The sequence below is a fragment of the Actinomadura rayongensis genome (assembly GCF_009831215.1).
Lineage (GTDB): Bacteria > Actinomycetota > Actinomycetes > Streptosporangiales > Streptosporangiaceae > Spirillospora > Spirillospora rayongensis.
On the sequence record NZ_WUTW01000002.1, the window covers coordinates 983,469 to 1,010,026 of the forward strand.

Genomic DNA, 26,558 nt, shown 5'->3' on the forward strand with positions numbered 1-26,558 from the left:
CGGTGCCCAGGCACGGGCCGCCACTGGGCCGGACGGTCCCGTCCGCAGCACGCTGAGGGGGTTCGTTTCGGCAAGGGAGATTCCGTGGTCAGCACTGCACAACTGGGAACGACCGACATGACCGTCAGCCGGCTCGGCTTCGGCTCGTGGGCGGTCGCGGGGACGGGCTGGCGGTTCGGGTGGGGCCCCACCGACGACGCCGAGTCCGTCGCGACGATCCGGCACGCGGTCGAGTCGGGGGTGAACTGGATCGACACGGCCGCCGTCTACGGGCTCGGGCACGCCGAGGAGATCGTCGGGAAGGCCGTCGCGGGCCTGCCCGAGGCCGACCGGCCGCTGCTGTTCACCAAGGCCGGGCTCGTCTGGGACGACACCGACCCGCAGGCGCCGCCCCGCCGCTGCATGCGGCCGGCGAGCGTGCGGCGGGAGGTGGAGGACTCGCTGCGGCGGCTCGGCGTGGAGCGCATCGACCTCTACCAGGTCCACTGGCCGGACACCGGGACTCCGATCGCGACGGCCGGGAGTGCGGCCGGCGGCGTCAGCCCGGACGCGACGCCGCTGGAGGAGTACTGGCAGGTCATGGCGGACCTGAAGGCCGAGGGCAAGGTTCGCGCGATCGGGCTGTCCAACCACTCCGTCGAGCAGTTGGACGCGGCCGAGCGCGTCGCGCACGTGGACGCGATCCAGCCGCCGTTCTCGGCCGTCCACCGGTCCGCCGCGCCCGAGATCGCGTGGGCGCGCGCGCACGGTACGGGCGTGATCGCCTACTCGCCGCTGGTGTCCGGGCTGCTCACCGGGACGTTCTCCGCCGACCGGGTCGCCGCGCTGCCCGCCGACGACTGGCGCAGGTCGCACCCGGACTTCACGTCCGGCCTGGCCGCGAACCTGCGCGTGGCGGACGCGCTGCGCCCGATCGCGGCCCGCCACGGCGCGTCCGTCGCGGAGGTGGCGCTCGCGTGGGTTCTGGCGTGGCCGGGGATCACCGGCGCGATCGTGGGCGCGCGCCGTCCCGCGCAGGTGGACGGCTGGATCGGCGCGTCCGCGCTCACCCTGACCCCCGCCGACCTGGACGAGATCGCCGCAGCCGCCGCCCGCACCGGCTCCGGCCCCGTCCGCCCCTGAAGGGCTTGGGGCCCGCCCGGGACGAGCCCGCTCCGGTGCCTCCCGGATCAGGGGCGCAGCACACGCGATGCGGGCCGAGAAAAGGGGACGGCCCCGGTTCCGTGGAGGGAACCGGGGCCGTCCGAGGGAGAGTTATTCGGCCGCGGCCGGCTCCTTTTCGCCCTTGATGGAGCGGATCAGGAGCTGGGAGACGTCCACGACTTCCAGCGACTCCTTCGCCAGGCCCTCGTTCTTCTTCTCGTTGATGGCGTCGCCGAGCATCACGAGGCAGAACGGGCAGGCGGTCGAGACGGTGTCGGGGTTGGTCTCCAGCGCCTCGTCCACGCGCTCGGTGTTGATGCGCTTGCCGATGCGCTCTTCCATCCACATCCGCGCGCCGCCGGCGCCGCAGCAGAAGCCGCGGTCCTTGTGGCGGTGCATCTCCTGCGTCTTGACGCCCGGGACGGTCGCCATGATGTCGCGCGGCTGCTTGTAGACCTTGTTGTGCCGGCCGAGGAAGCAGGGGTCGTGGTAGGTGATGTTCTCCTCGATCGGCGTGACCGGGGTGAGCTTGCCCTCCTCGACCAGGTGCGCGAGCAGCTGGGTGTGGTGGACGACCTCGTAGTTCCCGCCGATCTGCGGGTACTCGTTGGCGAGCGTGTTGAAGCAGTGCGGGCAGGTCGCGACGATCTTCTTGGCGCCCGCCTCGTTCAGCGTCTCGACGTTCTGCTGGCCGAGCATCTGGAAGACGAACTCCATGCCGAGGCGGCGGGCCGGGTCACCGGTGCACGCCTCCATCGGGCCGAGCACGGCGAACTTGACGCCCGCGATGTGCAGCAGCTCCGCGACGGCCTTGGTGGTCTTCTTCGCGCGGTCCTCCAGGGCGCCGGCGCAGCCGACCCAGAAGAGGTACTCGGTGTCCTCGGGGAGCTTCTCGTCGACGACCTCGACCTCGAAGTCCAGCTCCTCGATCCACTCGAGGCGCTTCATCTCGGACATGCCCCACGGGTTGCCCTTGTTCTCCAGGTTCTTCAGCATGACGCCGGCCTCGCTGGGGAACGAGGACTCGATCATCACCTGGAAGCGGCGCATGTCGAGGATGTGGTCGATGTGCTCGATGTCGACCGGGCACTGCTCGACGCAGGCGCCGCAGTTGGTGCAGGACCACAGGACGTCCGGGTGGATGACGCCGTCCTCGCCGACGAGCTCCTTGTCCACCTGCATGGCGGTCTTCTGCTCGTCGGTGAACTTCTCGCGCTCCTCCTCGGAGGCGAGCATGTACGGGGCCTTGGCGAAGGCGTGGTCGCGCAGTTCGAGGATGACCATCTTCGGCGACAGCGGCTTGCCGGTGTTCCACGCGGGGCACTGGGACTGGCAGCGACCGCACTCGGTGCAGGTCGCCATGTCGAGGTAGCCCTTCCAGGTGAAGTCCTCGATCTTGCCGCGGCCGAAGGTGTCCTCGTCGGGGTCGGCCTCCTCGAAGTCGAGGGGCTTGCCCTTGCTCATCATCGGCTGCGCCGGGCCGAGGCCGTCGGGACGGCGCTTGAACATGACGTTCAGCGGCGCGATGAAGATGTGCAGGTGCTTGGAGTTGACGACGATGACGAGGAAGACCAGCGCGACGCCGATGTGCAGGAGCAGGCCGATCGACTCCAGGACCTCCAGCGTGTCGTGGCTCATGCCCTTGAAGGGCTGCCCGACGAGCCAGGAGAAGTACGCGCCCTTGCCGTAGTCGAGGTTGCCGTTCGCCCACTCGACGCCCCGGAAGAAGAACATCGTCCAGACGACGTTGAAGATCATGAAGAGGATGACCCACGCGCCGCCGGTGTGCGAGCCCTTGAACCGGGACTTGCGGTCCAGCTTCTTCGGCGAGTTCTTGATCCGGATGGCCGCGAAGACGACCAGGCCGAGGGTGCAGGCGAGGGCGATCGTGTCCTGGACGAACCCGATCGGCGCCCAGGTCTGCAGCCCGGGGATCTTGGCGTCCAGCCCGAACAGCAGCGCGACGGCCGCCTCCAGGTAGACGGTCGCCAGCAGGATGAACGCCCACATGACCGCGAAGTGCGCCATTCCGGCGATGGTCCACTTGAGCAGCTTGCGCTGCCCCATGACCTCGACGACCTGGCCCTCGATGTCGGCCTTCGGGTCGCGCTTGACCTGGAGGACGCGCTCGGGGTCGGGCTGACCGCTCTTGAACAGCTTCCAGAGGAACAGGACCCGGCGCCCGGCGAGCGCCAGCGTGATCGCCGCACCGACGATCCCGATTATCAATGTGACCCAGAACACTGTTCCGTCCTCCTGCGGTACGGGCGTTGGCTGTCAGCGTAGGGCTCGCGGACAGACTGGACTTCATCCGGGTCCCTGGATACTACTCGCCAGTAGCTTATGTGTCGCCCCAGGCTCCGGCCCGACACGGAACGCGAGCTACATGAGCCCGCTTTATATAGCGGCGCGTTCCATGCCCGCAATCACCCCCTCACCTGCGGACACGATCCGGATCGGACCCTTGTCAGACAGTGACAACGCGGGCCCGCCACCTGCCCGACGTCACGTTCCGCTTCCATGCCGTCACTCTCGCAGACGCCACCGACATTTTCGGGATGATCTTCGGCACGCGGGTAGACCGGTTCTCGTCCGTCCATCCGTCCGGAGGGAGCCCCCATGACCCTCGACACCGCCGCGGCCCGCGCCGCGACGCTGCTCGCCGAGGTGCCCGACGCCCTGCTCACCGCCCCGACGCCCTGCGCGGGCCTGAGCGTCGCCGGGCTCATCGAGCATTTCGACGCGCTGGCGCTGCGGCTGACCGCGACGGCCGGGAAGGGACCGCGTCCGGACCCGTCCGGCACGGGACTGCGGCCCGACTGGCGCGGCGGCGTCCCCGCCCGGCTGAAGACGCTCGCCGAGGCGTGGGCGGACCCGGCGGCGTGGGAGGGCGTCACGTCCCTCGCCGGACGCGAGGTCCCCGCCGCCTTCGCCGGGACGCACACGCTGAACGAGCTGGTCCTGCACGGCTGGGACCTCGCGCGCGCCGTCCGGCTCCCCTACTCCGCCGACGCCGAGGACGTCGCCGCCTGCATCGGCCTGCTGGAGAAGCTGCCGGACGAGTTCCGCGCGCTCGGCGTGTACGCGGCGCCCGTGCCCGTCCCGCCGGACGCCCCCGAGCTGGACCGGCTCGTCGCGCTGTCCGGCCGCGATCCGTCCTGGACGCCGCCCGCCTAGGGATGCGCTGCGCCGCCTCGGGTACCGTCCGCCGGAGGACGGCGAGGGAGGCGGCCATGGCCGACTGGGCGGAGCGGGTGCAGGTCATCCGCGTGATCGGTACCGGCGCGATGGGACGCGGCATCGCGCAGTGGGCGGCGGCGGGCGGCGTGACGGTCGAGCTGGCCGACGCGCGTCCCGAAGCGGTCGCCGGGGCCGTCGAGCAGGTGGGCGCGATGTTCGCGCGGCTCGCCGCCAAGGGCCGGATGAAGCCGGACGAAGCGGACGCCGCGCGCGCCCGGCTGCGTCCCGTGGGCGATCCGCTGACGCCGCTGGCGGGCTGCGACCTCGTGGTGGAGGCCGTCCGGGAGGACCTGGCCGTCAAGCGCGAGCTGTTCGCCGAGCTGGAGAAGTACGCGCCCGAAGAGACGGTCTTCGCCACGAACACCAGCTCTCTGTCCGTGACGGCGATCGGTGCGGCGCTGGTGGATCCGTCGCGGCTGGCGGGCCTCCACTTCTTCAACCCGGTGCCGCTCATGAAGGTCGTCGAGGTGGTTCCGGGGGCGCGCACCGCCGGGTGGATCCCGGACGGGTTCGCTTCTCTTGTGCGGCGCCTCGGCCACACGCCGGTGATCGCGCCCGACACGCCCGGCTTCCTCGTCAACCACGCGGGCCGGGGGCTCGCCACCGAGGCGCTCCAGATCCTCGCCGAGGCCGTGGCGGAGCCGGTGGACGTCGACCGGATCGCCCGGGACGTCCTCGGCCTCAAGATGGGGCCGTTCGAGCTGATGGACCTGACCGGGCTGGACGTGTCGCACCCCGTCCTGGAGACGATCTGGACGGGCTTCCACGGCGAACCGCGGCTGCGTCCGTCCCGGATCACACGGCAGCGCTACGAAGCGGGCCTGCTCGGACGCAAGACCTGCGAAGGCTTCTACCGCTACACCGACGGCGTGCAGGAAGAACCGCCCGAAACCGCCCCGGACGCCGCGCCGCGCCCGGTCTGGATCCACGACACGACGCCCGGCACGCGCGAGAAGCTGGGCGCCCTGCTCGGCACGGCGGACATCGCGGTCGAGACGGGCGAGACGCCGTCCGCCGAAGCCGTGATCCTCGTCGCCCCCGACGACCGAGCCGCGCTGGACGTGGCGCTGGAAGCCGGCCTGCCCCCCGAGCGCACGCTAGGCGTGGACCCGTTCGGCGGCTTCTTCACCCGCCTCACCCTGGCCGTCCACCCCGGCGTGGACCCGGCGGCGGGCCGCGCGGCCCGGGCGGCGCTGGCCGCGACCGGACGGCCCGTCACCGTCGTCCGCGACGCCCCCGCCCCGGTCGCGGCACGGCTGCTCGCGTCCATCGTCAACGTGGCCGCCGAGATCGCCGCCCAGCGCCTCGCGACCCCGGCCGACATCGACGCCGCCGTCCGCCTCGGCCTCGGCTACCCGCGCGGCCCGCTGGAATGGGGCGACGCGGAAGGCGCGCAACGAATCCACGCCGTCCTCACGGGCCTGCTGACCCGCACCGGCGACCCGCGCTACCGCCCGAGCCGCTGGCTGACCGAACGCGCCGCCCTGAACCTGCCGCTCACCGACCCCGGCACCGCACCGTCCGACCTGGACTGACCCCACTTCCGAAGCACGTCGATCCAACGGGTCGGCGTGCTTCGTCATGTCCGGGGTCGTCCGGGAGGTGGAGGGGGGTCGTTCGGAGGACGGAACTTGGGGCACAGGGGGAACCGGAATAGGCGGCTCAAGCGTCCTGTTAGAGAAGGCGTCAGCAAAGTTGAGTCGCTAAGGCTCAACTCATTTGACAGCAGGGCGCCGGGCACGGCACTCTGGACAGCAGCAGACGAAGGCGGGCCGCCGCAGCGCGGGGGACGCGAGCGGGGCGGCTCACACGGCCCGCGACTCAGTGACACGGAGGACGAAGACATGGCACGTGCGGTCGGCATCGACCTCGGGACGACCAACTCGGTCGTCGCGGTCCTGGAGGGCGGCGAGCCCACCGTCATCGCCAACTCCGAGGGCGACCGGACGACCCCGTCCGTCGTCGCCTTCGGCAAGAAGGAGGGCGAGGCCATCGTCGGCGCCCCGGCCAAGCGCCAGGCGGTGACGAACGTGGACCGGACCATCCGGTCGGTCAAGCGCGAGATCGGCACGGACTGGAAGCAGTCCATCGACGGCAAGGACTTCACGCCGCAGCAGATCAGCGCGTTCGTGCTGCAGAAGCTCAAGCGCGACGCCGAGTCCTACCTCGGCGAGCCGGTGACCGACGCGGTCATCACGGTGCCCGCGTACTTCTCCGACCACCAGCGCCAGGCCACCAAGGAGGCCGGGACGATCGCGGGGCTGAACGTCCTGCGCATCATCAACGAGCCGACCTCGGCCGCGCTGGCGTACCACCTGGAGAAGGAGAACGAGGCGACGATCCTCGTCTTCGACCTCGGCGGCGGCACGTTCGACGTGTCCCTGCTGGAGGTCGGCGACGGCGTGGTCGAGGTGAAGGCCACCAGCGGCGACAACCACCTCGGCGGCGACGACTGGGACGACAAGGTCGTCGAGTGGCTCGCGAGCCGGTTCAAGAACGAGACCGGCGTGGACCTCACCAAGGACAAGATGGCGCTCCAGCGGCTGCGCGACGCGGCCGAGCGGGCGAAGATCGAGCTGTCCAGCTCCTCGGAGACCCAGGTCAACCTGCCCTACATCACGGCGTCCGCCGACGGGCCGCTGCACCTGGACGAGAAGCTGACGCGCGCCGAGTTCCAGCGCCTCACCGCGGACCTGCTGGAGCGGACGAAGGCTCCGCTGAACCAGGTCCTCAAGGACGGCGGCGTCACGATGTCGCAGATCGACCAGGTCGTCCTGGTCGGCGGTTCGACCCGTATGCCCGCCGTGTCCGAGCTGGTGAAGGAGCTGACCGGCAAGGAGCCCAACAAGGGCGTCAACCCCGACGAGGTCGTCGCGATCGGCGCGGCGCTCCAGGCGGGCGTCCTGAAGGGCGAGGTGAAGGACGTCCTGCTGCTGGACGTCACCCCGCTCAGCCTCGGCATCGAGACCAAGGGCGGCGTCTTCACCAAGATCATCGAGCGGAACACCACGATCCCGACCAAGCGGTCCGAGGTGTTCAGCACCGCCGACGACAACCAGCCGTCCGTGGAGATCCAGGTCTACCAGGGCGAGCGTCCGATGGCGGCGCAGAACAAGAAGCTCGGCACGTTCCAGCTCACCGGTCTGCCCCCGGCGCCGCGCGGCGTCCCGCAGATCGAGGTCACCTTCGACATCGACGCCAACGGCATCGTGAACGTCAGCGCGAAGGACCAGGGCACCGGCCGGGAGCAGTCGATGACGATCACCGGCGGCTCGGCGCTGCCGAAGGACGACATCGACAAGATGGTCCGCGAGGCCGAGCAGTACGCCGAGGAGGACCGCCGCCGCAAGGAGGAGGCCGAGGCCCGCAACCAGGCCGACACCCTCGCCTACTCGACCGAGAAGTTCCTCAAGGACAACGAGGACAAGGTCGCGGGCGACCTCAAGACCGAGGTGGAGGCCGCGATCGCCGAGGTCAAGCAGGCCCTGGACGGCACCGACGTCGACGCCATCAAGACCGCGACCGACAAGCTCGGCCAGGTCAGCCAGAAGATGGGCGCGGCGCTGTACGCCCAGAACCCCGAGGGCGCGCAGGCGGCGGACGGCGGCCCGACGGCCGAGCCGCAGGACGACGAGGTCGTCGACGCCGAGATCGTGGACGACGACAAGCCCAAGGGCGGTGCGTCGTGACCGCTCCCGACACGGGTGAGGAGCACGACGGCCCGGTGATCCGCGACCGGCGGCGCATCGACCCGGAGACGGGGCGGGTCCGCGAGGCCGCCCCGGCTCCGGAGCCCGAGGAGAAGAAGGAAGAGAACACCGAGGCCGCCGAGCTGAAGGCCCAGCTCGACGAGCGGACCGCCGACCTCCAGCGGCTCCAGGCGGAGTACGCGAACTACCGCAAGCGGGTCGAGCGCGACAAGAGCGCGCTCCGCCAGATCGCGGTGGGGAACGTCCTCGCCGAGCTGCTCCCGATCCTGGACGACGTGGGCCGCGCCCGGCAGCACAACGAGCTGACCGGCGGGTTCAAGTCGGTGGGCGAGGGTCTGGAGGCGACGGTCGCCAAGCTCGGCCTGGAGAAGTTCGGGGAGGTCGGCGAGCCGTTCGACCCGAACGTCCACGAGGCGCTGCTGCACTCGTACTCGGCGGACGCGACCGAGACGAGCGTGCAGACCGTCCTCGAACCCGGATACCGCATCGGCGACCGGATCCTGCGCCCCGCGCGGGTCGCGGTCGTCGAGCCGGAGGCCGAGCCCGCCGGGGCGGCCTCCGAGGACGACGAGTGATCCGGCCCCGGACGGTCCCGGCGACGGGACCGTCCGGGCCGGCGGGCGTGCAGTGGCGAGAGCAGAGAGCGGGGCGGCGTGAGCACCAGGGACTATTTGGAGAAGGACTACTACAAGGTCCTCGGTGTCGCGAAGACGGCCTCCCAGGAAGAGATCAAGAAGTCGTACCGCAAGCTGGCCCGGCAGTACCACCCGGACGCCAACCGCGGTGACGCCGACGCCGAGGAGCGCTTCAAGGAGGTGTCCGAGGCGTACGACGTCCTGTCCGACGAGAAGCGCCGCAAGGAGTACGACGCGGTGCGCGCGATGCCGCGCGGCGGCCAGCAGGGCGGCTTCGGGTTCGACTTCGGGGACCTCTTCGGGCAGCAGGGCGGCGGGGCCGGCGGCGCGGGCGCCGGGGACCGGTTCGGCGACCTGTTCGGCGGGCTGTTCAACCGGGGCGGCGGCACGCGGGCGGGGTCGCGGCGGGCGCGGCGCGGCGCGGACGTGGAGACGGACGTGTCGCTGACGTTCGACCGCGCGATCAACGGCGTGACCGTCCCGATCAAGCTGACGAGCGAGAAGGCGTGCCCGACGTGCCGGGGCACCGGCGCCAAGGCGGGGACCGTCCCGCGCGTGTGCCCGAACTGCGAGGGCACCGGGCAGGAGACCCGCAACCTCGGCAGCTTCGGCGTGCAGGAGCCGTGCCACGAGTGCCACGGGCGCGGGCTCGTCGTGGACGACCCGTGCGTCACCTGCCACGGCAGCGGCCGGGCGACCGGCACGCGGACGATCCAGGCGCGGATCCCGGCGGGCGTCGGCGACGGCCAGCGGATCCGGCTGAAGGGCAAGGGCGCCCCGGGCGAGAACGGCGGCCCGGCGGGCGATCTGTACGTGAACATCAAGGTGACGCCGCATCCGGTGTTCGGCCGGGCGGGCGACAACCTGACACTGACGGTCCCGGTGACATATCCGGAGGCGGCGCTCGGCGCGGAGATCCGCGTCCCGACGTTCCAGGGGCAGCCGGTGACGCTGCGGCTGCCGGAGGGCACGCCGAACGGCCGGACGTTCCGGGTGAAGGGGCGCGGCGCCCCCCGCCGCGACGGCACCAAGGGCGATCTGCTGGTCACGGTGGACGTCCACGTGCCGCAGAAGGTGGACGACACGACGCGCGAGGCGCTGGAGCGGCTGCGCGCGGCGGGCGAGGGCGAGGAGCTGCGCGGCGAGCTGGCCGCGCGGGCCAGGGAGTGAGGTGACGCGGTGACCAGGGACCCGTTCGGAGACGACACGCCGGTCTACGTGATCTCCGTGGCGGCGGAGCTGTCCGGGCTGCATCCGCAGACGCTCCGCACCTACGACCGGATGGGCCTGGTCTCGCCCGGCCGGACGACCGGGCGGGGCCGCCGGTACTCGATGCGCGACATCGTGATGTTGCGGGAGATCCAGCGGCTGTCCCAGGAGGAGGGCATCAACCTCGCCGGGATCAAGCACATCCTGGAACTGCAGCGGGAGAACGTCCGGCTCCGGGAGGAGCTGGAGCGGGCGCACGCGTCGCTGAACCAGCTCGCGGGCGAGCTGGAGTCGACGCGGGCGGTGGCGGCGCGGCTGGCGCAGCAGGCCCGGCAGGGCGGCGCGGGCGCGCCGTCGTCGGGCGGCGGGGATCTGGTGCCGATCCATCGGACGCGGGTCGTCCTGTGGCACGAGCGCGGGCGCGAGTAAGGGGAAAAGACCATGGACAACAATCTGACGTTGAAGAGTCGCGAGGCGATGTCGGTGGCGATCCGGCGCGCCGCCGCCGAAGGACACCCCGAGATCCTGCCCGCGCACCTGCTGGCGGGGCTGCTGGCCCAGCCGGAGGGGACGACCGTCCCGCTGCTGGAGGCGGTCGGGGCGGACCCGGCGGCCGTCCGGCGGCGGACCGAGGAACTGCTCGCGCGGCAGCCGAAGGCCAGCGGGTCGACGGTGCCCGAGCCGCGCATTTCGGGCCAGCTCCAGCGGGTGCTGGCCACCGCGCAGCACCGCGCGGAGGAGTTGCAGGACGAGTACGTCTCGACCGAGCACCTGCTCGTCGGGCTCGCCGCCGACGGCGGGCCGATCGCGGACCTGCTCAAGGGCGCCGGGGCAACGCCGCAGGCGCTGCTGGAGGCGTTCGGCAAGGTGCGCGGTCACCAGCGGGTGACGAGTGAGAACCCTGAGGACACCTACCAGTCACTGGAGAAGTACGGCGTCGACCTGACGGCGCGGGCCCGCGAAGGCGGCCTGGACCCGGTCATCGGACGGGACTCGGAGATCCGCCGGGTCGTCCAGGTGCTGTCGCGGCGGACGAAGAACAACCCGGTGCTCATCGGCGAGCCCGGCGTCGGGAAGACCGCCGTGGTCGAGGGGCTGGCGCAGCGGATCATCGCCGGGGACGTCCCGGAGTCGTTGCGTAACAAGCGCTTGGTTTCGCTGGACCTCGGCGCGATGGTCGCGGGGGCGAAGTACCGGGGCGAGTTCGAGGAGCGGCTGAAGGCCGTCCTCAACGAGATCAAGCAGAGCGACGGGCAGATCGTCACGTTCATCGACGAGCTGCACACGGTCGTCGGCGCGGGCGCGGCCGAGGGGTCGATGGACGCCGGCAACATGCTCAAGCCGATGCTGGCGCGCGGCGAGCTGCGGCTGATCGGCGCGACCACGCTGGACGAGTACCGCGAGCGCATCGAGAAGGACCCGGCGCTGGAGCGGCGCTTCCAGCAGGTGTTCGTCGGCGAGCCGACCGTCGAGGACACGATCGCGATCCTGCGCGGGCTGAAGGGCCGGTACGAGGCGCACCACAAGGTGCAGATCAACGACTCGGCGCTGGTGGCGGCGGCGACGCTGTCCGACCGGTACATCACGGCGCGGTTCCTGCCGGACAAGGCGATCGACCTGGTGGACGAGGCCGCGTCCCGGCTCCGGATGGAGATCGACTCGCGGCCCGTCGAGATCGACGAGCTGCAACGGCAGGTGGACCGGCTCCGGATGGAGGAGCTGGCGCTGGCGAAGGAGACCGACGAGGCGTCCAAGCAGCGGCTGGAGCGGCTGCGGCGCGACCTCGCCGACCGGCAGGAGTCGCTGAACGCGCTCGTCGCCCGGTGGGACCGGGAGAAGGCCGGGCTGAACCGCGTCGGCGAGATCAAGGAGCGCATCGACCAGCTGCGCGGCGAGGCCGAGCGGGCGCAGCGCGACGGGGACCTGGAGACCTCGGCGCGGCTGACGTACGGCGAGATCCCGGCGTTGGAGAAGCAGCTCTCGGAGGCGGCGGCGCAGGCCGACGACCGGGACGCGATGGTCAAGGAGGAGGTCGGCCCGGACGACGTCGCGGACGTCGTCGGCTCGTGGACCGGCATCCCCGCCGGGCGGCTGCTCGAAGGCGAGACCGCCAAGCTGCTGCGGATGGAGGACGAGCTGGGCCGCCGGCTGATCGGGCAGTCCGCCGCCGTCCAGGCCGTGTCGGACGCGGTGCGCCGGGCGCGCGCCGGGATCGCCGACCCCGACCGTCCGACCGGGTCGTTCCTGTTCCTCGGGCCGACCGGCGTCGGGAAGACCGAGCTGGCCAAGGCGCTCGCGGAGTTCCTGTTCGACGACGAGCGGGCGATGACGCGGATCGACATGTCCGAGTACTCCGAGAAGCACGCGGTGGCGCGGCTCGTCGGGGCGCCGCCCGGCTACGTCGGGTACGAGGAGGGCGGGCAGCTCACCGAGACGGTGCGGCGGCGTCCGTACTCGGTGGTGCTGCTGGACGAGGTGGAGAAGGCGCACCCGGAGGTCTTCGACATCCTGCTCCAGGTGCTGGACGACGGGCGCCTCACCGACGGGCAGGGCCGCACGGTCGACTTCCGGAACACGATCCTGATCCTGACGTCCAACCTGGGCTCACAGTTCCTCGTGGACCCGACGCTGGACGCTTCGGCGCGGCGCGAGTCGGTGCTGACGGCCGTGCGGACGGCGTTCAAGCCGGAGTTCCTGAACCGGCTGGACGACGTGATCCTGTTCGAGGCGCTGTCCACGGACGAGCTGACCCGCATCGTGGACCTCCAGGTGGACCGGCTGGCTTCGCGGCTGGCGGACCGTCAGCTCACGCTGACCGTCACGCCCGCCGCGCGGGAGTGGCTGGCGCTGACCGGTTACGACCCGCTGTACGGGGCGCGTCCGCTGCGCCGCCTGGTGCAGACGGCGATCGGCGACCAGCTCGCGCGCGAGCTGCTGTCGGGGTCCGTCCGCGACGGCGACGAGGTGGTCGTGGACCTGGACGAGGCCGCCGACAAGCTGTCGGTGTCCGCGTCCCGGCCGTCCCTGGTGAAGTAGCCCTCTCTCGAAGGCCCCCGGTACCGCGCGGTGCCGGGGGCCTTCGCCGTTTGGGTACGGGTTCGGCATCGGCGCCGCGCCCGGCGCCCGCACCGGAGGGATCACCGTGAGAATCCATCTGACCAGCGTGCTCGTGGACGACCAGAGCAAGGCGCTGCGGTTCTACACCGAGGTGCTGGGCTTCCGGGAGAAGACGAACGTGCCGGTGGGCGCGGACTTCTGGATCACGCTCGTCTCGCCCGACGACCCGGACGGCACCGAGCTCCTGCTGGAACCCGACGCGCACCCCGCCGCCAGGCCGTTCAAGGCGGCGCTGGTCGCGGACGGAATCCCGTACACGTCGTTCGCCGTGGACGACGTGCGGGCGGAGTACGAACGGCTGCGCGCGCTCGGCGTCCGCTTCACGCAGGAACCGACCGAAATGGGCCCGGTGACCACGGCCGTCTTCGACGACACCTGCGGCAACCTGCTCCAGATCACCCACGAGAACACCTGACCGCACCCCGGTCGCACGCCCGGGCGCCCGCCTACGGCTTCCAGGCGAGCGCGAGCACCACGGACATACGTCAGCGGCAGACGACGGCGCGAGCCCCGCCGAACGCGCGCGCGGCCACGAGCGGCGGACACCCGCGGCGGACGCCCGCGGCGGACGCCCGCGGCGGACGCCCGCGGCGCACGACGGCGGCGCACGACGGCGGCGCACGACGGCGGCGCACGACGGCGGCGCACGACGGCGGCGCACGACGGCGGCGCACGACGGCGGCGCACGACGGCGAACGACGGGTGAGGCCCGCCGAGCGCGAGGCCCGCCGAGCATGCGGGCGAGCGCAGCAACGGGCGGCGGCGCGAGACCTCCCGAGCGTGCCAGCGGACGCAGTCGCGGGTGGCTTGCCTGCCTGGCGAGTGGCGGCATGAGCCCCGCCATGCGTGCGGGCGGCCACCAGCGGCGGACGCCAGCGGCGCACGACGGCGAACGACGGGTGAGGCCCGCCGAGCGCGAGGCCCGCCGAGCAGGCGGGTCGGCGCAGTAACGGGCGGCGGCGCCAGGCCTGCCGAGCGTGCCAGCGGACGCAGTCGCGACGCAGTCGCGGGGCGGCCTGCCTGCCTGGCGGATGGCGGCGTGAGCCCCGCCAAGCGTGCGGGCGGCCACCAGCGGCGGACGTCAGGGGCCGACGTCAGGGCCCGACGGCGGCGGACGACGGGCCTGAAGCCCGCCAAGCGTGAGGACGCCGAGCGTGTGGGCGGAAGCCGTGGCTGGTGGCGCGGCGTGACGACCGCCGAGCGTGCGGGCGGGCGTCAGCGGTGGGCGGCGGAGTGGTGGCCGCCGAGCGTGTGGGCGGGCGGGTGGGCCGCCGTCGTCAGCAGGACCGCCGCCGCGACGAACGCGGCGATGAGCGTCTTGCGGCATCTCCGGTGCATGGTTTCCACGCTAGGAAGCGCGGGACTCGGTCACCATCGGCCCAGCCACCCGATCGGGGGTGGGGGCAGCCCCCCGGTCGTTCTGGTTGAGCGGACGCTCAAGCTCGCACTAGGGTGCTCGTTGAGCGAGTGCTCAACAGGGAGGTTGCCATGCCGGACACGCGGGGGAAACTGCTGGTCGGCGCGCTGGAGACGTTGCGGACGCGCGGGATCGCGGGCACGTCCGCGCGGGCCGTCGCGAGCGCGGCCGGGGTCAACCAAGCGCTCGTCTTCTACCACTTCGGCAGCATGGACGACCTGCTCGTCGCCGCCCTGGAGCACGGCGCCGAGGAGCAGGTCGCGCGGTACCGCGGCCGGTTCGAGCGGGTGTCCTCGATCGGCGGGCTGGTCGAGCTGAGCCGCGCGCTGCGCGCCGACGAAGAGGCCGAGCGGAACATGACCGTCATCGCGCAGCTCCTGGCGGGCGGCCGGGCCAATCCCAAGCTCGCGGCGGCGACCGCGCGCGGTCTCGACCTGTGGGTGGCCGAGCTGCGGACGGTCCTGCGGCGCGTCCTCACCGGGACGCCGCTCGCCGAGTTCGTCGACACCGACGGCCTCGCCCGCGCGCTCGCCGCGTCGTTCCTCGGGCTCGACCTCTACGGGGGCGTGGACGAGGCGTCCGCCCGCCGCGCGACGGCCGCGCTGGAGCAGTTCGCCGTGCTGATGTCGGCGCTGGACGACCTCGGCCCGGTCGTCCGCCGCGCCGTCCGCACCCGCCTCCGCCGCGCCGGCCGATGAACCCGCCGGCCCCTGCGGCGCCGTACGGACGCGTCCGGACGGGTGAACGCGCCGGTCCCCCGCCCGGACGCGTCTGCGCGGGTAAACGCGCCGGTCCCCCGCAGGGCCGGCCGATGAGCCCGGCCGACGTCCGGCGCCTGCTCGCGGTCGGCGTGCTGGCCGCCGGGACGGGTCTTTTCCTGACGCCCGCGCTCGGCTCCTGCCTGGTGCTGGTGCCGTCCGCCGGGTGGCTCGTCCTGCCGGGCGTCGTGACCTGCGCGGCGCTGGTCGGGATGAGCGCGGCGCTGCTCGGCCTGGTCGCCGCAGAGCTGCCGCGCGTCGTGGCGCCGCCGTTCCAGTGGGCGCTGCTCGTGCAGTTCGTCGCGGCGGGCGCGTGGCTGCCGGTCGCGGCACGGACGCCCACGACCGGCGGCTGGCTCGTCACCGGCGCGGTCGTCACCGTCCTCACCGCCGGGGCGCTGAGCCGCGTCCCGCGCATCGCGGGCGCGGCCCGGATCGGGCTGGTGCTCGCCGTCCTCCTCGTTTGAGCGGACGCTGCTGGTGCAGCGTCCCGGCTCGGGCTTGTGCTGGTGGTTTGAGCGGATGCTCAAGTCGTTCGGGCGCCGGACCAGGCGGCCCAGAGTGTCGCGTAGCGGCCACCGGACGCGACCAGGGCGTCGTGTGTGCCGGTCTCCACGATTCGGCCCGCTTCCAGGACGACGATCCGGTCGGCTGTGGCGGCCTGGTTGAGGCGGTGCGCGACGATCAGGGCCGTCCGGCCGGAGAGGACGCGGTCGGCGGCCCGGTCGAGCAGGCGCGCCCCCGCGCTGCCCGCATCGGCGGTGGCCTCGTCCAGAACGACCACGGCCGGGTCCGCGAGCAGCACCCGGGCCAGCGCGAGCTGCTGTGCCTCGGTCGTGGTGAGTCGGTGGCCGCCTTCGCCGACGACGGTCGCCAGGCCGTCCGGCAGAGCGTCCACCCAGGTCAGCGCGTCGACGGCGGCGAGTGCGGCGCGCAGGTCGGCGTCGGAGGCGTCCGACGCGGCCAGCCGCAGGTCGGCGGCGAGCGGGCCGGCGAAGACGTGGACCTCCTGCGTCACCAGCGCGATGTGGCGGCGCAGGGAGGCGAGCGCGTTCACCGGCGTCCCGCCTAGCAGGACGGTCCCGGCGTCTGGCGGGTGAATGCCTGCAACGACCTTGGCGAGCGTCGTCTTTCCGGCTCCGCTCGTGCCGACGAGCGCCACGTGCTCGCCGGGCGCAGCGGAGAACGCGACCTCGTGCAGCACCGGGTGCGACGGCGTGTAGGCGAACGTGATGTCTGAGGCCGTCACGCTGCCGTCGCGCGGGACGGCGTCGCCGGGGCCGGGCGGGAGGGGCGCGTCCGCGACGCCGACGAGCCGCGCGAGCCCGGCCGCCGCCTCCTGCGCCGTCCCGAACTCGCCGAGCAGCGTGTTGACCGGGTCGAAGACGCGGTGGAAGTAGAGCGCGGCGGCGGCCGTCGCGCCGACCGTGGCGCTGCCCGCGCCGACGAGCAGGTACCCGGTGCCGAGGATCGCGCCGAGCCCGACGAACTCGGCGAGGTTGAGCCGACCGAAGAAGCGCGTCGCGAGGCGGCTGGCGGTGAGCGCCTGGGAGAGCGCGGCGGACGACCGGTCCGCGACGGCGGCGCGGTGCGCGTCGCCGAGCCCGTAGGCGCGCAGGGCGTCGGCGCCGCCGATCGAGTCGAGGATCTGGCGCGTCCGGTCGCCCGCCGCCGCGCGCTCGGCCGCGAACACCGGCGTGGAGCGGCGCAGGTACCAGCGCAGCGCGGCGACCTGGAGCGGCGCGGCGAGGAGTCCGGCGAGCGCGAACCGCCAGTCCAGCGCGGCGAGGCCCGCGACGGTGAGCAGGACGGTCAGCCCGGACCCGGCGAGGGCGGGCAGCGCGGTCCGGACGGCCCCGGCGATCACCGCGACGTCCCCGCTCACCCGGGCGACCAGCTCGCCGCGTCCGGCGCGTTCCACCTGGTCGGACGGCAGCCGCAGCGCCCGGCCGACGACCTTCTCCCGCAGCCCGGCGAGCAGCGTCTCGCCGAACCGGGCGACGAGCGCGTTCCCGACACCGGTCAAAACCGCCTGCCCGACGGCCGCCGCGAGGAGCAGCAGGACGGGCGCGGTGACGGCTCCGGCGCCCCGCCCGTCCAGCACGACGTCCACGAGGTGCCCGAGGACGGGCGGGACGACGAGCCCGCACGCGGTCGCCACGACGAGCGTCAGCACGGCCGCGACGGCCGCGCCCCGGTGCGGACGGGAGAGGGCGAGCAGCGCGCGGCGGGTCGCGGCGGGGCCTGCGGTGGGGAGCGTCATGCGAGCACCAGGTCACGGTAGGCGGGGTCGGCGGCCAGCTCGGCGTGGGTGCCTTCGGCGCGCACGGCGCCGTCGCGGACGAGCAGGACCCGGTCGCACGCGGCGAGCAGCGCCGGGCTCGTCGCGATGATCACGGTGGTGCGGTCGGCGCGGACGTCCCGCAGCCCGGCCGCCATGCGCGCCTCGGTGGCCGCGTCCACGGCGGTGGTCGGGTCGTGCAGGACGAGCACGGCCGGGTCCGCCGCGAGCGCGCGGGCCAGCGCGACCCGCTGCCGCTGCCCGCCCGACAGCGAGGCGCCGCGCTCGGTGAGGACGGTCGCGAGCCCGTCCGGCAGCGTCGCGGCGACCTGGCCCGCGTCGGCGGCGTCCAGCGCGGGCGCAACGCGGTCGGGCGCGGCGGCCGACGCGGCGACGTTGGCGTGGACGCTCGCGGCGAACAGCGGCGCGTCATGCCGGGCGACGAGCAGCGCGCGGCGGGCCGCGTCCGGCGTGAGGTCGCTGATCGTGGCTCCGTCCACGAGGACGCCGCCGTCGTAGGGCGCGGACGCGAGCAGGTCCGCGAGCGCGAGCGCCGACGCGCCGTCGGCCGCGATCCCAAGCGTCTCGCCCGGCGCGACGGTGAACCCGGGCACCTCCCGCGCCCCCCGGGCCGCGGGCGCGACGGGCGCCTCCGGCGCGTCTCGGGCGGCGCGCGCGACGGGCACCTCCGGCGTGCCCTGGGAGGCGGGCGCGCCGGGCACGTCCAGCCCGTCCCGGGACGCGGGCGCAACGGCGGGCACCTCAAGCGCGCCCCTGAACGTGGGCGCGTCGTCCGAACCCGCGTGCCGGGGCGCGTCCAGGACGGCCGCGACGCGCGCCGCCGACGCCCGTCCCTGCGCCAGCCGCGCCCCCGCCATCGTGAACGCCGACAGCGGCCCGAGCAGGAACTGCGCCAGCCCGACCGCCGCGACGAGGTCCCCGACGGTGATGCGGTGCTGCGCGGCGAACCGTCCGCCGACGAGCGCGACCAGCGCGACGAAGCACAGCGTGAGCAGCAGCGTCGCGGCGGAGTAGACGGCCTCGGCGCGGGCCGCGCGCAGGGTGGCGCGCAGCGACCGACGGCTAGCGGCCCGGTACCGATCGGCGGCGGCGCGCTCCCCGCCGACGCCCTTGAGCACGCGCAGCCCGGTGACGAGGTCGGTCGCGAGGTCGGCGGCCTCGGCGGCGCGGGCCTGCTCGGCGCCGGACCGGCGTTCCAGCTCGCCGCCGAGCCGCTGGACGACGAACAGCAGCGGCGGCGCCCCGAGCAGGACGAGCAGCCCGAGCGGAACCGAGATCCGCAGCAGCGCGACCGCCACGACCAGCACCGACGCCAGCGCCGAACACGTCCGCGGGACGACGCTCAGGAACTCGCCCACCCGGTCGGCGTCGCCGGACGCGATGGAGACGAGCGTCCCGGTCCGCCGTTCGGGGTCGGGCCGGGTGCGGGGGTCGAGCGCCGCCCCGGCGACCGCGAGGCGCGTCCGGTGCGCCGCGCGTTCGGCCGCGGCCTTCGCCGTCCGGGCGCCGAACCGGAACGACAGCGACAAAACAAGGAACAGCACCCCGAGCACGCCGAGCCAGAGCAGGATCGCGCGCCCGTCCTGCGGCGCGACGGCCCGGTCGATCGCCGCGCCGAAGACGACCGGGACCAGCGCCTCGCACACCTGCCAGGCCATGAGCAGGCCGGCGGCGCCCAACACGGCCCACCGGTCGGCCGCCACCGCGCGCCGCAACACGTCCCCGCCCGTCACCCACGCCTCCCCGTTAAGTTTGGAAAGGCTAACCTAACTCACGACACCACGGCGAAAGCGACCAGGCCGGTCGATCTCGGTGTTGCGTGGACGAATCGGCGGGGATCCGCCTGGTGCTGGTGCCGTCCGCCGGTTGGCTCGCCGCCGTCAGGCGAGGCGGGTGAGGGCGCCGTCGGACGAGAGCCGGATCGTGAGCTGATGGCCTGCCCAGGCCGCCGTCACCGTGAGGGCGTCGCCTGTCGAGGGAACCGCGCGCACCGTGGGCGGCGTTCGGCCGGACGTGGGGACGATGAGGGTCAGCATGCGCGTTCTTCCGCCCTGCGCGGAAAGGGCGACGGTGGGAGACGGCGCACGGCGGCCCGGCTGAACGACGGTCCAGCCCTGGGCGGGGTGCACGGCTCCGCGAACAACCCTGCCGGGGCCGGGGGGACGGGCATACGGGAGCTGAATCTGCAAAAAGTGCACGTGGCTGCCACCGCTGGAAGCGACAGCGCCATAAGAGGTGGACACCGCAGTGAACTCGGCCGGAAGATGCCACAGTTGGTGAACGGCGCGCGCGGTGTCAGAGACCGTCTGATCGTAGACGGCCAAGGCATCCGGCCCGAAGGTGAACAGCGCCGAGCGCGACCGGCGGACACCTTCGAAAGAGGCGTCGGCGAACGCCATCCAATCGCCCGTTCGGTGGAACCGATGCCCGGTCAGTGCAGTGGGGACGTTCGGGCGGAACGGCGTGCCGTCCACCACCAAGGTGTTGTGCGCCTGGGGAGATGCCAGCCACCGGCGCCAGCTCGGGGCGTTATAGCCGATGTGGCCGCTGGGGACGATGATGTTCCGTCCCTGGGCGTACCAGGTGAGGGCCATGTGATCATTCTGGCCGTGCGAGTACCGTCCGGAGCCGAAACGCGCCGTGTAGGCGGCGGCGCGGCGGCCGGACGGGCCGGAGGAAGTGCGGTCACCCCACGATGACCGGCCCATCACATAACCTGCTCGATAGACGCGCGCTCGCCGAACCGGCGGCCGCAGGGGCGGCGCCTTTCCCGGGAAGGACTCCCCGATCGGAATGAGACCTCCGGCGGGCGTCGTCTGATAGGCGATGAATTCATCGAGCCGACGGAGGCGTCGCAACAGCTCGGACGGCACGGGCCGGCCACAGGTGCGGATCACCTCGACCACCTTGGCCCAGCGTGACCGGTTGTAAGCTGCATAGCTGGCCGACTGCTCATTGTTCGCACCATCGGCGTCAATCGCCGGAAGAACTCCTTTCGGTGGATGGAAGACTGAATCCATCAGGCGCCCATAGCCCACACGTGCGTACTTGTCGTCAGCCATCGCGCAAGCGGCGGCGAGTAGTGTCATCGACTCGTCGGTGCCGTGGTTCCACGGCCCGGAGTAATTCCTGGGGTCGGCCAACCATGCCGCATGGCGCGCCATCGCACGGTCCAACCAGGTGGCCTGGTAACGACCCCGCAGACATGTCATCAGGATCAGCCGGAACTTGGTCCCTTCGGTGACGGCGGCGCTCCGCCGCGGATCAAGTTTCCGGGTATCGGAATTCTTGTTCAGCCAGTCCCTGGTGATCGCCGCCACGAGCTCGATGTCCGCCCGGTTCCCCGTTTTATCGTACCGCCGGATCAAGGCGCCGAGCCACTCCAGCGAATGCAGCCACAACTGCCATGTCGAGTCTTTGTAAGGGTCCAGTCCCCAATCGACGTCAGCACCCTTGGCCACGTGCACCGCTTTGTTCGAAGGCGCACGGAACCAGCCCGCCGCAACACGGTCGGCCGGGTTATAGGGGGGTAGGCCGTTATACCCGAGACACGCGACATCGATGGGTCGGAAAGTGACCTTTCCGATCTCGCCTGCTCCGGAAGACCCGCCGCGAGCGCCCGAAGCACTACCGGCGGCGAAAGAACCCAGTACGACCAGAAGGGCCAATCGCCTGGCGGAGGACGAGGAAAACATCAACCCAGCCCCAGTGCGGCACCGCCGGCGGCGATCAACGCCCCGGCCGATCTTCTGCGCATCATATTTACCGAACTTCCCGCAAGTCGGTAGCACAATGTATAAAACACACCACTTAATGTTAATGAGACACTGAGAAATATGAAAATCTCAGTCGGCGTGCGTCGCGCCGGCCTGGCGGACGTACCCGCCGTGATCACGGTGGCGCGATCGGCGCAGACGTCCCGCGGCCCGGCCGCCGTCCGCGTCGTGCGGGACGGTCCTGCGCGGCGGCGGCCACCTCGGCGTCGATCTCGACGGAGACGACCTGCGCTCCGACATCGGCCATGAGGGCGGCGTTGCAGCCCGTGCCGGTGCCGATCTCCAGCACGCGCATCCCGGACTCGACCGCGAGCGCGTCGAGCATCGCGCGGGCGGTCCACGCTCACGGCGGCGCGGCGTGCGGGGAAAGCATGGGTGCATATTACGTGCGTGCAATATAGGCGAACTCAAGGGTGCAGCGTTTTTCGGCGGACGCAGTCGCGATCTTGAAAAAGCCATTGCCGGGAGCGAGGTATTTTTCGGATCGCACCCCTTCTCGCCTCCCGATCACCTATCGTGCGGAGAACAGAACGCACAGTCAGGGCGTAACTGAGCCGGTAGTTAACATTTGCCGGTTAACCAGTTACGCAAGCACCAAGGAGGTAATCCGTGGCCGCACGCAATACCGTCCCGGCGCTCAAGGTCTTCGGCGTCTTCATCGGGGAGATTCTCCACAGCAAGCAGCTCAGCATCAGCAAGACCGCGACGCTGGTCAACGTCACCCCGAGCTACGTCAGCCAGGTCATCGCCGGCACGACCCGGTGCAACGAGGAGTTCGCCGAGCGGCTGGACAAGGCCCTCGACGCGAAAGGCGCAGTCCTGAAGAAGTGGGACGAACTTCTCCGCGACGCCGCATACCCCCGCTACTTCGTCGACTTCGCGAAGGCCGAGGCCGCCGCGACGGAACTCCGCGTCTGGGAGGCGGACCGGATCTACGGTCTCTTCCAGACTGAGGCCTACGCCCGCGTCCTGCTCGGCAACGACGAGGATGCGGTCCGCGCCCGCCTCGCGCGGCAGAAGATCCTCGATCGCAAGGACGCGCCGCTGGTGTGCGTCATCCTGGACGAGATCGTCCTCTACCGGCAGGTCGGCTCCCGCGAGGTGATGCGCGCCCAGATCGAGCACCTCATCGAGCTGTCCCACCGCGATAGGATCCACATCCAGATCGCCCCGGTCGCCCACTACCCCGATGTGACCAGCTCGTTCCACATCGCGACGCAGCCCAACCGCAAAGAAGTGCTGTACGAGAACAAGGCGATCGAGGGTGTCACCTCGACGGAGGCGAAGGCCCTGACGAGGATGAACCAGGCGTTCCTGACGCTCCAGGCCCGCGCCCTCAACGTCGAGGACTCGCGGGCGTTCCTGAGGAAGGTGTTGGAGGAGAAGTGGACCTGACTGACGCCCGGTGGCGGAAGGCGAGCCGCAGCACCGAAAAGGGCGACGCGTGCGTGGAAATGGCGACCGTGCCCGGCACGGTCGCCGTCCGCGACAGCGTGGACCCCGAGGGGCCGAAGATCCTTCTCGCACGCGCCGACTTCCGCCGCTTCGCGAACGCCGTCCGGGGTATCTGAGCAACAAACCCCCGGCGCGAAGGAGCAAGGCCGATGGACGTCCAATGGCGTAAGGCGAGCCGGAGCAGCGAACAGGGCGACCTCTGCGTCGAAGTGGCGGACGTCCCCGGCCTCGTCGCCGCCCAGTGGCGCAAGGCGTCCCGCAGCAGCGAAAAGGGCGACCTCTGCGTCGAAGTCGCGAACGTGCCCGGCACGGTCGCCGTCCGCGACAGCGTCGACCCCGACGGCCCGAAGATCCTCGTCGGCCGCGCCGACTTCCACCGCTTCGCGGACGCCATCAAGAGCCTGTAAGACCGCACCCGGTGCCCCCTGAACCCCGCCCCCGGCGGGAACCAGGGGGCATTTTGCGTTCATGGTGAGGACCCGGTTCGGTGACCGGTTCTTGACCTCTCACAAGCGCCCGGCGGGCTTTCTCGCGGCGGCCCCGGGTACGGGACGGCCGAGGAGGTGTCGTCCCGATGTCGCGAGGGCTGGTCCTGGGCGCGGGCGCGCACGCGGGCTACGCCTGGGTGTCGGGTCTGATCATCGGCCTGCGCCGGGCGGGCGTGGATCTCCTGACTTGGCTCAAGATCGCTGATCTTGGGTAGGGTGCGAGCTGATGGCCCGGCTCGGCTACCGGCGGTTCGGCGCCCAGGGCAGCGACTGGGGCACCAGCATCGCCACGAGCATCGGTCAACGGCAACCCGATCGGGTCGCCGGCATCCATACTGGGAAAGCCTCCGGCGAGACGGGCGCTGCAGCTCCTTGGGGAAGACCGAACAGCCGGTGGGTACGGTCACCGGCGCGCCGGCCGACCCGGAGATCTATTCATTGACCTCGGCGGTGGGCGGAGCGCCGGTTCCCGAACATCCAGTACTGGAACGAGCCCGACAAGGGCGGCCACTTCGCGGCGTTCGAGCAGCCGGCGTTGTTCGTCGACGAGGTCCGGTCATTCTTCCGGCTGGTCCGCTGGTGGTCACCCGTACTCGGTAAGCGGCTGGCTAAAGATCAACAAGTGCCCATCGGGTGTCCGTACGTTGAAGTCGCGCATCCCGTAGGGCCGGTCAGCCAGCGGCTCGACGATGTCGGCGCCGCGGGCGCGCAGCTCGTCGTGGCAGGAATCGACGTCGTCGACGATAACCGTCACCCTGGCCGGGCCGACGCTGCTTTCGGCGTACAGGTGGAACTCGGCGGTGTCGCGGATCACGGCCGCGTAGCTAGGTGGGGTCTCCCAGGTGAATATGGTGTCGAATCCGAGCACGTCCGTGAAGTACGACCGCGCTGCCTGCACATCTCGGCACGGCAGCACGGGAACCGCCACCCGCATGACCATTCCGTCACCTTAACCCGACCCTCGCGATCCCGCGATGGGACGCCGTCGTCGGCGGCATGCCCTCGACGGAATGGCCGCCGGACCTCGATCTCCTGCTTCCCACGGTGGAGGTCGAGAGCGGAGAGCGGGTCGTGTGGCGTCGCGGGGGCGCGGCGACGTTCCCGGACGCCGTCCGGGCGGCGACCGCCGTGCCGACCGTCTTCCCACCGGTCGGCATCGGCGGACGTCACTACATGGACGGCACGGCCTACTCGTTCTCCAACGCCGACCTCGCCGCCGGACTGGACCACGTCCTCGTCCTCATGCCGCTGCGGTCTCTTCTGTCGGACACGGCCCTGGACCGCGAACTCGCCGCCCTCGACCCACACCGGACCACACTGATCAGCCCGGACACCGACACGGTCGAAGCCTTCAAAACGGGACTGTTCGATCCGCGCATCTGGATCACCTTCTTCCACACCGGCCAGCGCCAGGCCGCCGCCCAAGCCGAAGAGATCGCGGCAGCCTGGAACCCCTGACAACCTCCACGGCCGTCGCCCTCGGCGGGGGCAGTAGGCATGGTGCCGTTCGCGGATCAACCCGCACATTTTGGTGTTGCGTGGACGAATCGGCGGGGATCCGCTAGAGAAGCGGCATGACCGCACTGGTGCTCGGCCCCCTGCTCCGTCATGTCGGCGAACACACCGCGACGCTCTGGGTGGAGACCGCGCGTCCCGCCGAGGTGGCCGTCCGGGCGGGTGAAGCCGCCGCGACGGCGGCGACGTTCACCGTTCATGGCCACCACTACGCGCTCGTGGACGTCGTCGGGCTTTCGGCGGGCGCGCGCGTGCCCTATGAAGTGCTGATCGACGGTGAGCGCGTTTGGCCCGAGGACGGGTCGCCGTTTCCTGCGCCCTCGCTGCGCACTCTGGATACGTCTGGGTCGCTGCGGCTTTCGTTCGGGTCGTGCCGGCGTTCGCCCGATCCGCGCCGCGTCCACGGGCTGGACGCGCTGACCGCGCTCGCGCATCGGCTCGCCGAGCCGGACGCCGAGTGGCCCGACGCCGTTCTCATGGTCGGCGACCAGGTGTACGCGGACGAGCTGAGCGACGAGATGCGCGCGTTCGTCCACGCCCGGCGCGGCCCCGACGCCGAGCCGAAGGACGAGATCGCCGACTACGAGGACTACACCCATCTGTACAAGCTCGCGTGGTGCGAGGACGCGGCGGTGCGGTGGGTGCTGTCGACCGTCCCGACGTTCGCGATCTTCGACGACCACGACATCCGCGACGACTGGAACACCTCGCTGGCCTGGCGGCGCCAGATGGCCGAGCTGCCGTGGTGGCGGGACCGGATCGTCGGCGGCATCGGCTCCTACTGGGTCTACCAGCACCTCGGGAACCTGGCGCCGGACGAGCGCGCGGCCGACCCGGTGCTCGCGGCCGTCCGCGACGCGTCCAAGGACGGCGGCGACGGCGGCGCGATCCTGGACGCCTTCGCCGAGCGCGCCGACGCCGAACCCGTCACGATGCGGTGGAGCTACGCGCACGAGTGGGGCGGGACGCGGCTCGTCGTCGTGGACAGCCGCTGCTCCCGCCTCCTCACCGAGGACCGGCGCGGCATGCTGGACGACGAGGAGTTCGCCTGGCTCGACAGTCAGCTCCAGGGCGGCGTGGACCATCTCCTGATCGCCAGCTCGCTCCCCTACCTGCTCGCCCCGGGCATCCACCACGCCGAGGCGTGGAACGAGGCGCTGGCCGACGGCGCCTGGGGGCGCGCCGGGGCCCGCTTCGCCGAGAAGCTGCGCCAGGCGGCCGACCTTGAGCACTGGGCTGCATTCGGAACGTCGTTCCGGGAAGTCGCCCGGGACGTCCTGGCCGTCGCGCGCGGCGAACGGGGCCCGGCGCCCGCGAGCATCGCGTTCCTGTCCGGCGACGTCCACTACTCCTACGTGGCGCGCGTGACGTCCCCCGACACGACGTCGCAGATCGCGCAGCTCGTCTGCTCCCCGCTGCGCAACCCGCTCCCCGCCAAGTTCCGCTTCGCCCAACGGCTGGGGATCTCGCGCGTCCTCGGCAACGGCCCCCGCGCGCTGGCCCGCCTAGCCCGCGTCCCCACGCCGCCGATCCGCTGGCGTCTGACCGACGGCCCGTGGTTCGAGAACGCGATCGCGACCGTCGAACTGGACGGCCGCACGGCCCGCGTCCGCTGGGACTCCCCCGCAGCCCCCGACCGCCTCACGACGACCGCCCGCGTGACCCTCACCCCGTAAAGCGTGCCCCGCGCGGGGGGAAGGCCGCGCGGGGAGATGAGCGCGGGCGCGTCCGTCCCGCCCCCTCCTCGGGACGGACGCGCCCGGTGGCCGTCCGTCCGGCCGCGCCCCAGCGGC

General features: G+C 72.0%; 24 protein-coding genes. 17 read left to right on the plus strand and 7 right to left on the minus strand.

Going from position 1 to position 26,558, the window contains the following annotated elements; genetic code table 11:
* The first annotated feature begins 84 nt into the window (after nucleotides 1-84).
* Nucleotides 85-1,122, plus strand: a complete 1,038-nt coding sequence (locus GQ466_RS13810; protein ID WP_337193456.1) for an aldo/keto reductase — start codon at nucleotides 85-87, stop codon at nucleotides 1,120-1,122.
* A 132-nt stretch (nucleotides 1,123-1,254) separates the two neighbouring features.
* Here GQ466_RS13810 and GQ466_RS13815 read toward each other — a convergent pair whose 3' ends face one another.
* Entirely contained in the window at nucleotides 1,255-3,387 is a 2,133-nt protein-coding gene (locus GQ466_RS13815) for a heterodisulfide reductase-related iron-sulfur binding cluster (RefSeq protein ID WP_161103251.1), read from the minus strand.
* A 375-nt stretch (nucleotides 3,388-3,762) separates the two neighbouring features.
* On the opposite strand from GQ466_RS13815, the gene GQ466_RS13820 reads away from it, so the two are divergent.
* The 8 genes from GQ466_RS13820 to GQ466_RS13855 all read left to right on the plus strand — a co-directional run bounded on the left by GQ466_RS13820 (nucleotide 3,763) and on the right by GQ466_RS13855 (nucleotide 13,469).
* On the plus strand, nucleotides 3,763-4,320 hold the full coding sequence (locus GQ466_RS13820; protein WP_161103252.1) for a TIGR03086 family metal-binding protein: 558 nt from the start codon (nucleotides 3,763-3,765) through the stop codon (nucleotides 4,318-4,320).
* Between the two features lie 56 nt (nucleotides 4,321-4,376).
* Nucleotides 4,377-5,918 carry a 3-hydroxyacyl-CoA dehydrogenase gene (locus GQ466_RS13825; protein WP_161103253.1) on the plus strand — a complete coding sequence of 514 codons (1,542 nt, stop codon included), beginning with the start codon at nucleotides 4,377-4,379 and terminating at the stop codon, nucleotides 5,916-5,918.
* A gap of 309 nt (nucleotides 5,919-6,227) precedes the next feature.
* Nucleotides 6,228-8,072 (plus strand): molecular chaperone DnaK, encoded by a 1,845-nt coding sequence (gene dnaK, locus GQ466_RS13830; protein WP_161103254.1) that lies wholly within the window; start codon nucleotides 6,228-6,230, stop codon nucleotides 8,070-8,072.
* A complete protein-coding gene (gene grpE / locus GQ466_RS13835) occupies nucleotides 8,069-8,668 on the plus strand; it encodes a nucleotide exchange factor GrpE (RefSeq protein WP_161103255.1) in 600 nt (199 codons plus the stop codon). The genes dnaK and grpE overlap by 4 nt, the downstream gene beginning before the upstream one ends.
* A 78-nt stretch (nucleotides 8,669-8,746) precedes the next feature.
* Nucleotides 8,747-9,898, plus strand: a complete 1,152-nt coding sequence (gene dnaJ, locus GQ466_RS13840; protein ID WP_161103256.1) for a molecular chaperone DnaJ — start codon at nucleotides 8,747-8,749, stop codon at nucleotides 9,896-9,898.
* A 9-nt stretch (nucleotides 9,899-9,907) separates the two neighbouring features.
* The gene (locus GQ466_RS13845) at nucleotides 9,908-10,366 is read left to right on the plus strand and encodes a heat shock protein transcriptional repressor HspR (protein WP_161103257.1); all 459 of its coding nucleotides are present in this window, start codon (nucleotides 9,908-9,910) and stop codon (nucleotides 10,364-10,366) included.
* A gap of 12 nt (nucleotides 10,367-10,378) precedes the next feature.
* A complete protein-coding gene (clpB, locus tag GQ466_RS13850) occupies nucleotides 10,379-12,973 on the plus strand; it encodes an ATP-dependent chaperone ClpB (protein ID WP_161103258.1) in 2,595 nt (864 codons plus the stop codon).
* Nucleotides 12,974-13,079: 106 nt separating this feature from the next.
* Nucleotides 13,080-13,469 carry a VOC family protein gene (locus GQ466_RS13855; protein WP_161103259.1) on the plus strand — a complete coding sequence of 130 codons (390 nt, stop codon included), beginning with the start codon at nucleotides 13,080-13,082 and terminating at the stop codon, nucleotides 13,467-13,469.
* Nucleotides 13,470-14,269: 800 nt separating this feature from the next.
* On the opposite strand, the gene GQ466_RS32330 is transcribed toward GQ466_RS13855, so the two are convergent.
* Nucleotides 14,270-14,392 (minus strand): hypothetical protein, encoded by a 123-nt coding sequence (locus tag GQ466_RS32330; protein ID WP_272917983.1) that lies wholly within the window; start codon nucleotides 14,390-14,392, stop codon nucleotides 14,270-14,272.
* A gap of 150 nt (nucleotides 14,393-14,542) precedes the next feature.
* Between GQ466_RS32330 and GQ466_RS13860 the strand changes: the two genes are divergently transcribed.
* Both GQ466_RS13860 and GQ466_RS13865 read left to right on the plus strand, forming a co-directional pair.
* Nucleotides 14,543-15,169 carry a TetR/AcrR family transcriptional regulator gene (locus tag GQ466_RS13860; protein WP_161103260.1) on the plus strand — a complete coding sequence of 209 codons (627 nt, stop codon included), beginning with the start codon at nucleotides 14,543-14,545 and terminating at the stop codon, nucleotides 15,167-15,169.
* A 113-nt stretch (nucleotides 15,170-15,282) separates the two neighbouring features.
* The gene (locus GQ466_RS13865; protein ID WP_161103261.1) at nucleotides 15,283-15,696 is read left to right on the plus strand and encodes a hypothetical protein; all 414 of its coding nucleotides are present in this window, start codon (nucleotides 15,283-15,285) and stop codon (nucleotides 15,694-15,696) included.
* Between the two features lie 59 nt (nucleotides 15,697-15,755).
* Here the strand turns inward: GQ466_RS13865 and GQ466_RS13870 are convergent, their stop codons facing one another.
* The 4 genes from GQ466_RS13870 to GQ466_RS13885 all read right to left on the minus strand — a co-directional run bounded on the left by GQ466_RS13870 (nucleotide 15,756) and on the right by GQ466_RS13885 (nucleotide 21,632).
* Nucleotides 15,756-17,492 carry an ABC transporter ATP-binding protein gene (locus GQ466_RS13870; RefSeq protein ID WP_161103262.1) on the minus strand — a complete coding sequence of 579 codons (1,737 nt, stop codon included), beginning with the start codon at nucleotides 17,490-17,492 and terminating at the stop codon, nucleotides 15,756-15,758.
* Complete coding sequence (locus GQ466_RS13875; RefSeq protein ID WP_337193457.1) at nucleotides 17,489-19,264, minus strand: ABC transporter ATP-binding protein; 1,776 nt, start codon at nucleotides 19,262-19,264, stop codon at nucleotides 17,489-17,491. The genes GQ466_RS13870 and GQ466_RS13875 overlap by 4 nt, the downstream gene beginning before the upstream one ends.
* A 147-nt stretch (nucleotides 19,265-19,411) precedes the next feature.
* Nucleotides 19,412-20,998, minus strand: coding sequence for a heparinase II/III domain-containing protein (locus GQ466_RS32770; RefSeq protein WP_161103263.1), 1,587 nt, complete (start codon nucleotides 20,996-20,998; stop codon nucleotides 19,412-19,414).
* A gap of 424 nt (nucleotides 20,999-21,422) precedes the next feature.
* Entirely contained in the window at nucleotides 21,423-21,632 is a 210-nt protein-coding gene (locus tag GQ466_RS13885; RefSeq protein WP_161103264.1) for a methyltransferase domain-containing protein, read from the minus strand.
* 284 nt (nucleotides 21,633-21,916) lie between these two features.
* Between GQ466_RS13885 and GQ466_RS13890 the strand changes: the two genes are divergently transcribed.
* From GQ466_RS13890 to GQ466_RS32335, 4 genes are all read left to right on the plus strand, one after another.
* Nucleotides 21,917-22,702, plus strand: a complete 786-nt coding sequence (locus GQ466_RS13890; protein WP_161103265.1) for a helix-turn-helix domain-containing protein — start codon at nucleotides 21,917-21,919, stop codon at nucleotides 22,700-22,702.
* Nucleotides 22,693-22,878: a DUF397 domain-containing protein gene (locus GQ466_RS13895; protein ID WP_161103266.1), complete on the plus strand. Its 186-nt coding sequence runs from the start codon at nucleotides 22,693-22,695 to the stop codon at nucleotides 22,876-22,878. Before GQ466_RS13890 ends, GQ466_RS13895 begins: the two co-directional genes overlap by 10 nt.
* A gap of 33 nt (nucleotides 22,879-22,911) precedes the next feature.
* Nucleotides 22,912-23,169: a DUF397 domain-containing protein gene (locus GQ466_RS13900; RefSeq protein ID WP_161103267.1), complete on the plus strand. Its 258-nt coding sequence runs from the start codon at nucleotides 22,912-22,914 to the stop codon at nucleotides 23,167-23,169.
* 167 nt (nucleotides 23,170-23,336) lie between these two features.
* On the plus strand, nucleotides 23,337-23,465 hold the full coding sequence (locus GQ466_RS32335; protein WP_272917984.1) for a hypothetical protein: 129 nt from the start codon (nucleotides 23,337-23,339) through the stop codon (nucleotides 23,463-23,465).
* Nucleotides 23,466-23,833: 368 nt separating this feature from the next.
* On the opposite strand, the gene GQ466_RS13905 is transcribed toward GQ466_RS32335, so the two are convergent.
* Nucleotides 23,834-24,190: a bleomycin resistance protein gene (locus tag GQ466_RS13905; protein WP_161103268.1), complete on the minus strand. Its 357-nt coding sequence runs from the start codon at nucleotides 24,188-24,190 to the stop codon at nucleotides 23,834-23,836.
* Nucleotides 24,191-24,246: 56 nt separating this feature from the next.
* On the opposite strand from GQ466_RS13905, the gene GQ466_RS13910 reads away from it, so the two are divergent.
* Both GQ466_RS13910 and GQ466_RS13915 read left to right on the plus strand, forming a co-directional pair.
* The gene (locus GQ466_RS13910; protein WP_161103269.1) at nucleotides 24,247-24,708 is read left to right on the plus strand and encodes a patatin-like phospholipase family protein; all 462 of its coding nucleotides are present in this window, start codon (nucleotides 24,247-24,249) and stop codon (nucleotides 24,706-24,708) included.
* 116 nt (nucleotides 24,709-24,824) lie between these two features.
* The gene (locus tag GQ466_RS13915) at nucleotides 24,825-26,441 is read left to right on the plus strand and encodes a DUF7800 domain-containing protein (RefSeq protein ID WP_161103270.1); all 1,617 of its coding nucleotides are present in this window, start codon (nucleotides 24,825-24,827) and stop codon (nucleotides 26,439-26,441) included.
* The last annotated feature ends 117 nt before the right edge of the window (nucleotides 26,442-26,558 follow it).